This window comes from Clostridium sp. CCUG 7971, from assembly GCF_017590215.1.
Taxonomy (GTDB): Bacteria; Bacillota; Clostridia; order Peptostreptococcales; family Peptostreptococcaceae; genus Faecalimicrobium.
Map to the genome: position 1 here is coordinate 1 of NZ_JAFFPK010000155.1, position 11,356 is coordinate 11,356.

At 26.9% G+C, this 11,356-nt stretch carries 13 protein-coding genes; 1 reads left to right on the forward strand and 12 read right to left on the reverse strand.

Going from position 1 to position 11,356, the window contains the following annotated elements:
• Positions 1-23: 23 nt before the first annotated feature.
• The 9 genes from JWF52_RS16965 to JWF52_RS17005 form a co-directional block, all read right to left on the reverse strand.
• Complete coding sequence (locus JWF52_RS16965; protein WP_208334682.1) at positions 24-1,046, reverse strand: alpha-hydroxy-acid oxidizing protein; 1,023 nt, start codon at positions 1,044-1,046, stop codon at positions 24-26.
• Between the two features lie 40 nt (positions 1,047-1,086).
• Positions 1,087-1,854, reverse strand: a complete 768-nt coding sequence (rnhB, locus tag JWF52_RS16970) for a ribonuclease HII (protein WP_208334683.1) — start codon at positions 1,852-1,854, stop codon at positions 1,087-1,089.
• Positions 1,855-2,027: 173 nt separating this feature from the next.
• Positions 2,028-2,636, reverse strand: a complete 609-nt coding sequence (locus JWF52_RS16975) for a CPBP family intramembrane glutamic endopeptidase (protein WP_208334684.1) — start codon at positions 2,634-2,636, stop codon at positions 2,028-2,030.
• Positions 2,637-2,663: 27 nt separating this feature from the next.
• On the reverse strand, positions 2,664-3,380 hold the full coding sequence (locus JWF52_RS16980; RefSeq protein WP_208334685.1) for a zinc ribbon domain-containing protein: 717 nt from the start codon (positions 3,378-3,380) through the stop codon (positions 2,664-2,666).
• The gene (locus tag JWF52_RS16985; RefSeq protein ID WP_208334686.1) at positions 3,377-3,706 is read right to left on the reverse strand and encodes a hypothetical protein; all 330 of its coding nucleotides are present in this window, start codon (positions 3,704-3,706) and stop codon (positions 3,377-3,379) included. The genes JWF52_RS16980 and JWF52_RS16985 overlap by 4 nt, the downstream gene beginning before the upstream one ends.
• Positions 3,693-4,223, reverse strand: coding sequence for an RNA polymerase sigma factor (locus JWF52_RS16990; protein ID WP_208334687.1), 531 nt, complete (start codon positions 4,221-4,223; stop codon positions 3,693-3,695). The genes JWF52_RS16985 and JWF52_RS16990 overlap by 14 nt, the downstream gene beginning before the upstream one ends.
• A gap of 129 nt (positions 4,224-4,352) precedes the next feature.
• Complete coding sequence (brnQ, locus tag JWF52_RS16995) at positions 4,353-5,657, reverse strand: branched-chain amino acid transport system II carrier protein (RefSeq protein ID WP_208334688.1); 1,305 nt, start codon at positions 5,655-5,657, stop codon at positions 4,353-4,355.
• Positions 5,658-5,906: 249 nt separating this feature from the next.
• A complete protein-coding gene (locus JWF52_RS17000; RefSeq protein WP_208334689.1) occupies positions 5,907-7,292 on the reverse strand; it encodes an MATE family efflux transporter in 1,386 nt (461 codons plus the stop codon).
• Positions 7,293-7,304: 12 nt separating this feature from the next.
• Positions 7,305-7,772 carry a MarR family winged helix-turn-helix transcriptional regulator gene (locus JWF52_RS17005; RefSeq protein ID WP_286184244.1) on the reverse strand — a complete coding sequence of 156 codons (468 nt, stop codon included), beginning with the start codon at positions 7,770-7,772 and terminating at the stop codon, positions 7,305-7,307.
• A gap of 437 nt (positions 7,773-8,209) precedes the next feature.
• Between JWF52_RS17005 and JWF52_RS17010 the strand changes: the two genes are divergently transcribed.
• Complete coding sequence (locus JWF52_RS17010) at positions 8,210-8,926, forward strand: LytR/AlgR family response regulator transcription factor (protein ID WP_208334690.1); 717 nt, start codon at positions 8,210-8,212, stop codon at positions 8,924-8,926.
• Between the two features lie 68 nt (positions 8,927-8,994).
• Here the strand turns inward: JWF52_RS17010 and JWF52_RS17015 are convergent, their stop codons facing one another.
• The 3 genes from JWF52_RS17015 to JWF52_RS17025 all read right to left on the reverse strand — a co-directional run bounded on the left by JWF52_RS17015 (position 8,995) and on the right by JWF52_RS17025 (position 11,091).
• Entirely contained in the window at positions 8,995-10,344 is a 1,350-nt protein-coding gene (locus tag JWF52_RS17015; RefSeq protein WP_208334691.1) for a sensor histidine kinase, read from the reverse strand.
• 28 nt (positions 10,345-10,372) lie between these two features.
• Positions 10,373-10,546 carry a Spo0E family sporulation regulatory protein-aspartic acid phosphatase gene (locus tag JWF52_RS17020; protein WP_208334692.1) on the reverse strand — a complete coding sequence of 58 codons (174 nt, stop codon included), beginning with the start codon at positions 10,544-10,546 and terminating at the stop codon, positions 10,373-10,375.
• Positions 10,547-10,764: 218 nt separating this feature from the next.
• Positions 10,765-11,091: a YmaF family protein gene (locus tag JWF52_RS17025; RefSeq protein ID WP_353654971.1), complete on the reverse strand. Its 327-nt coding sequence runs from the start codon at positions 11,089-11,091 to the stop codon at positions 10,765-10,767.
• Positions 11,092-11,356 lie beyond the last annotated feature (265 nt).

Here is an 11,356-nt window from a genome sequence, read left to right on the forward strand (position 1 = left end):
TTATTAGATATACTCTTTTTCTTTTATATGCTTTTGTATATCACTTTTTCATCTATATCATTTATAGTCTGACATCCTGTTAATATCATAGTACTACTTAATTCAGACTTCAGTTTCTTCACATAAGTTTTTACACCCTCTACTCCTCCACCAAATGAAGCAGTTACAAATGGTCTTCCAACTAATACAGCATCTGCTCCAAGACCTATCATCTTAAGAACATCTACTCCAGTTCTAATTCCACCATCTACAAGTATAGTAACTTTACCTTTAACAGCTTTAGCAATTGAAGGAAGTACTTCAGCAGCTCCTGGTGTAGAGTCTAATACTCTTCCACCATGATTTGATACAACTATAGCATCCACTCCACATTCTACTGCCATAATAGCATCTTCAGGTGTCATTATACCTTTTAATATAAATGGAAGATTTGTAGATTTTTTTAATTCTTTTATAGCATCCATATTTTTAGGAACTACAGTTTTTCCATGCATTGATAATGTAACTAATCCACAAGCATCTATATCAACACCAACGGCAAATGCTCCTGCTTCTTCAGCTAGCTTTATCTTTTTTATTATATCGTGGTTTTCCCAAGGCTTTATAAATACAATTCCTTCACCGTTATTTTCTTTTAGTACACTTAAGTTTTCTATTAAGAATTCATCTACAGCTGTATCTCCAACCATAGCATAAATTCCACCATCTATACACCCTTTAACTACCGGTTTTATATATTCTCTTTCAGTTATTTTTCCACCCATATTTAAAGTAGTTCCAGTTATAGGAGCTGCAAATATAGGGGCATCCATTTTCTTACCAAATAGCTCTATACTCATATCAGGCTTTGATACATTATGTATAACTCTCATATTTATTTTTACTTTATCTAAGCAATTGAAGTTTTCTATAAATGATGATCCACTTCCTTTACCACCCATTCCCGGAACTTCTCCTGCACAAACAACACCATTACATGATTTACATACCCTACAACTTTTATTTAAATTTTCACGTGCATTTTTTAGCATTTCTTTATAATCCATTTTTCTTCCCCCATTATAAATTTTAATTTATACCTTTATATTATAACACATTCTTTAAGAAGCTCTTTCTATGTATAGGAGTTATACCATGCTTTTCAATAGCTTCATAGTGCTCTTTTGTCCCATAACCTTTATGACTTTTAAATCCATACTCTGGATACATTTCATCATATTGATACATTATACTATCTCTTGTAACTTTAGCTAATATACTTGCTGCTGCTATTGATATAGATTTTGAGTCTCCTTTAATTATTGGCTTTTGAGGTGTATCAACTCCTGGTATAGTTGTTGCATCTATTAATAAATAATCTGGAGCTTTTTCTAAACAATTTATAGCTTTTTTCATAGCCATATAAGTAGCTTGTAATATATTAAATTCATCAATTTCATTATTATTAACTATACCTATTCCATAATCTAGGGCTTGTTCCTTTATTATATCGAATAATTCATCTCTTTTAGCTTCACTTATCTTCTTAGAGTCATTTATTCCTTCTATCTTCGTATTTGATTTAAATACTACTACAGCTGCCACAACAGGACCAGCAAGTGGACCACGACCAGCTTCATCTATTCCACCTATATATAGGTATCCTTTATTGTATCCATCATTTTCAAATATGTTTATTGTTTCTAATCTTTCATTTTCTTTTCTTATAGCATCCAACTTTTTAGCCATTTTTACAGCTAGATTTTGAACAGATTTTCTCTCATCATTTCTTAGTATTTCTATATATTCTAAATAGCTATCAGTAGATAGACTATCAACTATTTCTTTTATCTCTTTTACACTTTTATCTTTCATAGTTTTCTCCTTAGTTTGAGTAATATTTTACACTTTATATTTTTTATAGATATAACTTAGTATACATCATATTTATTTTATTTAAAATATATAAGCTATCTTGGATTATTATAAAAATTTATCATCTTAAAATAATAAAAGCTGAACTTTAAGTTCAGCTTTTATTATTAAAATTAAATCATACCAAATGCTTGTAGCATTGAAAGAATTAAATTTCCAATTCCGTGTATTAGCCAACTAGGAATTATAGATCCTCCTGAGGCTTTCTCTGCAGTATATCCAAGGAGCCACCCGCCAAATCCAGTTATAAGTGTTATTATTAATGCCTTAAAAGGTGTTATTACAATAAAAAGCATTGCCCCATGTAAAAGTCCAAATAACAATCCTTGTATTAAATTTCCAGCTGTAAATCCAAACTTACTACATAATCTTTTTCCAAGAAATCCCCTAAAAAATATTTCTTCAGATAATCCAGTATTTATCATAGAAAATAATAATATAGGAATTAATGCTGAAATACCCTTACCTGCATAAGAACTTTGAATTGTAACATTATCTGGAACTAAATTTGGAACTAAAAATACTTGAGATATAATACAAGAAAATACAAATATAAAAATACATGTAAAAATCTTTTTATAATCTCCATCCACTTTTTTTATGCCAATCCATGAAAAGAAATTTTCCTTTTTTCTAGCTGTAATTAGCCACCATATAAATGGTATAAATGAAAAAAATATTATTTGTGAAAGAGACTCTTTAAGTAATTCTAAAATATTCATATTATTTATTACTCCCCTTTTATATTATTAATCCCAATAAGATTTAAACTCTACACCCTTACAATCTTGATTTATTAAAGTTAATTTAATTTTTCCATTATTAAAATCGCTTAAATCTATTTCTTTAATTCCATTAGTATCCTTAATATCTAAAATCTCTTCTTTACTTCCCTGTTCTAATTTTAATCCTAAATCACCTTCATCACTTTTTGCTTCTACAAATAAAGTAGATGGCGTATTATCTTCTTTATTTATATTTCTAGAAAACTTTGATGTTGATTTATAGTAGGATATATTCCACTTACTTTTTGTATTAGTCTCTAAAAGAAATAAAGACATTCCACTCTTAATCTCAAAATCTTCATTATTAATTACACTAAAAATAGTCCACCCAAAACACATAGCAGCTATTATAAAGCTAACTATAAATCCAATTAGAAAATGTTTTGTCGGTCTTTTTTCTATTTCTTTAGCATTAGATACTAAAGTACCACAGTTTATGCAGTACTTAGAAGAATTTGATATATTGCTATCACAATTGCTACACTTAACATTATTTTGCTTTCTAGCCACTAAAAAGTAAATTAAAAGCCCTATTCCATTTGGTCCAAGTATTACTATTGCAGTCCAAAGAGCTGCATTTAAACCTCTATTACTTGCATCCCTATATGTCCAAAGTCCCAAAAATATCCCCATTACAACTATTGATAATAAACATAATCCTAATCCTAAAAATGTATTCATATAATAATTTTCGCTCCTTTCTTAAGTTCAAAATATCTAAGACCAATAAATGTCATTATAATATTGAAAAATACAGCTATAAAGCATAAAGTAAGTAGTATATTTTGTATTAATAGTCTAGATACAAACATCCTTACTCCTATAAAAGTAAACATTCCGATAGCTATAGATACAACCATTGGTAGCCACCAAATAGAAATTCCTTTGTCTTCTTTAGCTTTATTTTCAATTTTAAACTTTAAACTTTCATTTAAATCTGTAGATGGTAATTTATCACATGAAAGAGAAGTTTTTAGTAAATCATCTATATTTTTATATTCTTTCATATCCCATAGCCTCCAATCCATCCTTTATTATAATCCTAGCTTTGTGTAGTCTACTTTTAACAGTACCTTTAGGTATTTTTAGTGATTTAGATATCTCCTCAACTGACATCTGGGCTGTATAATACATAATAATCGGAAATTTAAATTTATCTTCTAGTTTTGATACAACTAAGTTCACTTCAAACTCTATTTCCTTATTTATAATTGCTGTTTCTATATTTACTTTAGTATCTTTTATATCTAAAGATTCATATTCATCAATATTTATCCTTGGAGCAATTGTATTTCGTCTAATATTTTTTCTTATAGAATTTTTCCATAATTTTATTGATACAGATATTAAAAAGCTTTTTGGATTTTTATTTTTGTTTAATTTATGTCTTAATTCCATTGCCTTTAAAAATGTTTGCTGGTATAAATCTTCTCCATCATCTTTATTTTGGGTAATCTTTATACAAAATTTATATATTATATCACCATACTCATCTATAAGATTTTCTATTTCATCCAACTCCAATAATATCACCCCTTTCCTTATACATTATCGTCGCAACTTTTAAAACGGTTCATTTTAAATTAAAATATTAAAAATATAATTTTATTGTACATAAAAAATCGTTGATACTATAAGTATCAACGATTTTCATTAATTAGCTCTATCTATTCTATCTTTAATTTCATTATTACCTATTGATGGTATAAAGTTTCCTATAACTCCAGCTATTACAACTGGCACTATCCAGTTGAATCCTAATGGTGCAAATGGTAGTTTAGAAAGGAAAGATGTATCTAAGCCAAACTTATTCGCAAATGGCAGTATGCTTATAATTAAAGCCATATACGCTGCACCCTTAAATGCATTATTATTTTTTATTTTATTTCCAAATAACGTCATTATTACTAATACAATAGTTACTGGGTATACCATATCTAGTATTGGAGCTGAGAATTTTATTATTGTACTTACTCCAAAGTTTGATACTATTGCACTAAATATACAAACTATTGTAACTATCACTTCATACTTTAGCTTTCCTTTAGTAAGACTTTCAAAGAATTGACCTGTGGCCGATGTAAGCCCTACTGCTGTTGTTAAGCAGGCTAATCCAACTATAGCTGAAAGTATTATCTTTCCTGGTTGACCAAGAAGTGATGCAGTCATTTCAACTATTAAAGTGGTTTGTACAACATCTTGGCCATAAAGTTTTGATACTGTTGCTCCAAGGTAAGTTAATCCACCATATACAAAACATAGCCCTATTGCTGCAACTACACCCGATTTAATAGTTAACTTAACTTTTTCATTAGCATTAGTATAACCTTTATTGCCTAATGATGTTATTATGACTGTAGATAGTGCTACTGCACCTAATGCATCCATCGTCTGATAACCTTGTGCCACACCTTCTGCAAAGACATTCTCTATCATTGGTTTTGGATTAATAGCTCCAAGTGGAGATATTATTCCTTTAATTATTAATACTGCAAGTGCTATAAGAAGAGCTGGTGTTAAAAATTGCCCTATTATATCTACTACTTTTGATGGTCTTATTGTTAATATTAATGTTACTGCGAAGAATATTACCGAAAATATTATTGGATTAGCTCCACTAAATAATGGTGCTACTCCCATTTCAAAAGTCGTTGCTGCTGTTCTAGGTATTGCTAAAAGAGGTCCAAGGCATATCATTATTGCCGTGCCTAGTACTATCGAAAGATTTTTGCCTGGTCTACCAAGTACCTTGTTTATATCTCCTCCACATTTTGCTGCTGCTATTATTGCTAATAATGCTAATCCTACGTCTGCTATAACAAATCCACTAAATCCTGTAATCCAAGATTCTCCTGATATCACTCCTAAAAATGGCGGAAATATTAAGTTTCCTGCGCCGAAAAACATTGCAAATAACGCAAATCCTACTACTATTACGTCCTTATTTGTCTTGTTCATATTGGCATCCTTTCAATCCTTAAAAATTTTTATATATTTCGAAATAATTATACAGCTCAATTTTCGGACTGTCAACAATATTTAAAATATATACTAAATTCACAATTTTGTATACAATTTATACAATTTCTTGCATTTAAGATTTTTCAATAGTTTGATTCCTTACTAAACTTGCAAGTATCGTTAGATTTAAAATAAAAAAGCATAGATTTTTTATTTTAAATCTATGCTAAATCATAATTTACTTTATTACGATTGAAATTCAGTTTTTAGTTCTTTTTCTTCTTCAGTATTATCTGTTTTATATCTTCCTAATTCTTTAACTAATACTACTATAGTTATCATAGTTGATAAGAAATCTGATACAGGTTGTGCATACCAAACTCCATTTAATTCAAAGAATTTAGGAAGTACCATTATCATAGGTATTAATAATATTACCTGTCTTAGTAAACCTAATATCATCGCTGATTTAGCTTTACCAACAGATTGCATATAATTACTTCCTGTTATAGATATCCCTACTATAGGTAACATAAATAGATATATTTTAGCTCCATTTATTGTTATATCCATAAGTTTTGGGTCTTTATTAAACATTCCAACTATAAGCTCTGGTTTTGCTTGCATTAAAATCCATCCAATGGTCATTAATATAATAGCTACTATTGCTGATATTTTAAATGTTTTATTCGCTCTATCGTATTGCTTGGCTCCATAGTTAAATCCTATTATAGGTTGAGCTCCTTGGTTTATACCAAATACAGGCATTAAGAATATCATAGATATTGAAGATATTGTAGCCATAGCACCTATTGCTAAATCTCCTCCGTATGCCTTTAGTGCATTATTAGATATTACTTGAACTAAACTTGCTGCTATTTGCATTGCAAATGGAGCAGATCCTATTGCAAATATTAACTTAACCAGTGATTTATCAAGTTTTAAACTAGATTTTCTAAATTTCAAATTAGACTTACCTCTAAGATAATACATTAATGCCCATATCGCTGTAACCATTTGAGAAGTTACAGTAGCTATAGCAGCACCTTTTATTCCCATATTAAACTCAGATATTAATAATTTATCTAATACTATATTAGTTAAGCATCCTACAACCATTATTGTTGCTGCAAGTTTTGGGTTTCCATCCCCTCTTATAGTATTATTTAATGTAAATGCAATTGTATTAAATAAAGTACCACCTAATATTATATAAATATAAGATTTTGCATAATGTAAAGTAGCATCACTAGCTCCAAACATTTTTAATATTATATCTCCAAATAGTATACCTATTATACTTATAAGCAAACTAACTATTACAGATAAAGTTATTGTATTTCCTATTATAGTTTCTGCCTCTTCTTTTTTACCTTGACCTAACTTAATAGATATGTTCGCAGTAGCTCCTACACCTATTAACATTCCAAAGGCAAGTATTATAGTCATTATAGGCATTGTTACTCCTACACCTGTTATTGCTAACGCTCCTACATTCGGTATATTTCCTATAAATATTCTATCGACTACATTATATAAAGCATTTACTATCATACCGATGATTGCTGGTACAGAATATTTTAAAAGTAATTTACCTATAGGTTCCGTTCCTAACATTTGTTGATTTGCCATATATTCTCCTCCTTATTTAATTTTACATATTTTTTTTAATAATAATTTCATTGTGTCTTTTTCTTCTTCGTTTAATTGAGATGTTATCATGTTTTCCCACGCCATTAAAACATCTTGTATATCTTCTTTTACATCTTTACCTTTATCTGTTAAATAAAGTTTATAGGCTCTTTTATCTCTTTCATCTTTTATCCTTAATAAAAAGCCTTCTTCTTCTAACTTTTTTATCGCTCTTGCTGTAGTTCCTTTATCTATATTCAATACTTCTGATAGTTCTTCTTGAGATCTACCATCTTGCCTATATAGCTCCATTAAAAACATAAACTGGCCAGATCCTATCCCTACATTACAAAGCTCTCTACTTATAAACGAATTTCCTTTTCTATATAATTGAGAAATATATTTCCCAATATAATCATTATTTCTAGCCATTAAAATCTCACCATCCAAAGTTTGTTTATTGTATACACAAGATTTCATTATACACCCATTTAGTTGTATATGCAACTACTTTATTATACATTATTTTAGTTGCATATACAACTATTCTAATTTAAAATTTTTTAATTTATAAATAAAAAAGATTAGCTTAATTTAACTAATCTTATAAATAATTATTTTGCTATACTTAAATATTTACCCTTTTTACAAGTCTATAATCTTATATTTCAAATTTTCTTCTTATTTAATTAAGATTACAATTGAATTTATTTTATATTATAGATTTTTATAAATAAATTCAATTGTAATATTTTACTAATAATTTCATGTTAAAATATTTTATGTGATTTATTTGTCTTTTTTTGTTGTAAAACAATATTTTTTAGTATCAAATTAGTATCAAAACAATATTCATATAGTATATACTTAGTAGGACAATCATTTTTCATATTTACCGATAAAGGGGGAGGTTTTTCATGATTAATGTAACTATCTGTGATGATGATAAAGTAGTTAGAGACTTCATAAGGAGCACATTAGAATATATATCAATTCAGCATTGTTTAAGCCTAAATATAAAAGAATTCGAATCTGGGGAGAAATTTATTGATTCATATAAAAAGCATGATAATCATAGCAATATCATATTTCTTGATATAATATTAGAGTCTATTTCTGGTATAGAAATCGCTAAAATTATAAATGAATTTAATAACGGTACACAAATTATATTAACTAGCTATAGTAAGGATTATATATTAGATGGTTATGAAGTTGGAGCTTTAAATTATTTATTAAAACCATTATCTAAAGATGCTATTACTAAAGAATTTCTGAGAGCATTAGATAATTTATATAATACTAATACTAAGTTATTTAAAATAAATCAAGGTAGCAAATTAATAGCTATTCCTTTAGTTGACATTAACTATTTTGAGGCTTTTAATAGAAAAGTAATTGCTCATTTAGATAATGAATCTATTGAATTTTATGGTAAGTTTGATGATGTAAATAAGAGAGTTTGTGATTATGGTTTTTCGAAATGCCATCGAAGTTATATAGTTAACATTAGTAAAATAACAGAACTTTCATCATCTGAAATAACTCTTTTAAATGATACAAAAATTCCTGTTAGCCGAAAGTTTGTGCGTAAGATAGAAGATTTATTTTTTGATTTTATACATATATTGTAATATTTACTAAATTTGAATTCTTTTGATTCCTAAAAATAAAGTAATCCAACTCGGATTACTTTGTTTTTCTAATTTTTCATTAGTATAGATAGTTTAAATATGTTTTTATCATAATTAATTCTTATTTTTCCATTATATTTTTCTATACTTTTTTTTACATTTTCTAATCCTAATCCGTGATTATATTTATCTTTTTTAGAAGTTATAAATTTATTTTTTTTCTCTATTATATCTCCTTCTTTGCTATTTTCTATGTAAATATATAATTGTTTATTTATAAGCTTACTTTTTATATCTATATATTTTCCTATTTCATCATTATTTATATTTTCACAAGCTTCTATAGCATTGTCTAATATATTTCCAAATATAACGCATATATCAAAATCATTTATATTAAGCGTTTCAGGTATTTTTATATCCATAGTTAAATTTATATTTTTTAAATTACACTCTTCTATTTTATTACTTAATATAGCATCAATTATTTTATTTTTACTTACTTTTTTATTTTCTACTTCTGAAATTTCTTCTGTTATAGACCTTATATAATCTTTGGCTTTTTGATATTCTTCATTTTCTATAAGATTTAATATTAAAAAAGAATGTCTTTTTATATCATGCCAGTGCCTTTTTACCTCATCTTGATGTTTTTTTATATCATTATAATGTTTCCACTGGTAATCTAATTGTTTATTTAATATTTCCACATTATGACTTAAAATTTCATTTTTTGCTTTTTTTTTCCTATATTCATGTATTATTATAATTAATACTAATAACATTATAATTATTATAAATACTACAAAATACTCTAAATGTGTCCTTTGCAATTGTAATATTTTTAATTTCGAATTTGTATTTTTTAAATCGACATCAAGTATTCTCTTTATATTTCTTTGACTTTCTTTTATACTAGTTAAATTATTAATCAAATTTCTATATTCATTTGACCATTTTATTTTTGAATCATCATAACCTGACTTTTCATTAAGATAAATATCTAACTTATCTTGTCTTTTAAATTTTTTTAATGATTTTTCAAGTTCTTTTAATTCTCTATCAACTCCATAACTAACACCTATTTTCGCAGCAATACTAGCTTTAGTATTTTTTGAAAATAGTAATAACCTTAAATTTTTTTTATTTTTTTCATACAACTCATTTGAAATTAATTCTTTTTCACCCACTTCAAATTTTATTAATGCTTCATAATTGTTTTTATTAATAAAATTATAATATACAATTACAAATAGATTCATTACTTTATCATGACTGGGTATATATTTTTTATTTAAATCGTCAAAGTATTTTTTATGATTAATTTCATCATACTTAGATTTTTTATCGACCATTATACTTCCAAAACTAATAAATAGCACTAATACTAGTGCTATAAACATTACTTTCTTATTCAATAAAAACTCCCCTTATTAATTTGTTATGCTACAAATTAGATTTATCTAATTTTTCTTTTAGCTTTATTTCTTTAGTAATTAATACATCTAACTCACGGCTTAGTTTTAATACTTCACTACTTTTTATTCCATACTTATCTATTGCTTCATGTAATTTTAATTTTTTATCTATCCTCTTATCTATTATATCTTTTAGTTCCATAGCAAACACCCCATTGAATAGTATTTAGATAATTTCATTTAAATATATACAATACAATACTTTTTTTGCCAATTATTATCAATACAAATGTAGCCAATTACCTAAAATTAGTATTTAATAATAAAAATGAGCATAATTAGTTTGTATAATAAAACATAATTATGCTCATTTATTATTTAACTATTTAGTTAATATACACGTATTTAAACAACTCAAATTTATACTAACGGTGCATCTATTTGTGTAGTAAATAAGAATGCATGTCTATGACCATCATTAACTGAAGTAAATCCTCTTACAAGGTGAATATGTTTGTTAGTACCTGGTATAAATAGAGCAGGTCCTGTAAATACATCTATTCTGTGGAAATGATCTAAGAAATCTGTTCTAGTATCAACTCTATGAACATGGTTTCTTCCATTATTTATTGGTATCGCTTGACCAGTAACAGCTGCAGTACGGTGGTTATGTCTATCTTCACACATTTCTGCTAGTTTTACGCTTTCTTCAAGTTCATGGACATGTCTTTGCATTCCATTAGGCATATTGTCTTCTCTATCACATTCTCTAAAACATCTGTCTCTGTCTCTGTCGCATTCTCTAAAACATCTATCTCTGTCTCTATCTCTATCTCTATCACAGTCTCTAAAACATCTAAAATTTTGACAACTCATAATTAATTTATCTCCCTTATATTATATTAAGAAAATCTTTTTTCAATTTTCTTAATATATTATATGTTATATTGTCGAAAATGTTCTTTTTTTGTAGAATTTTCTGAAAATACATCTATAAATATATAAAATAAAG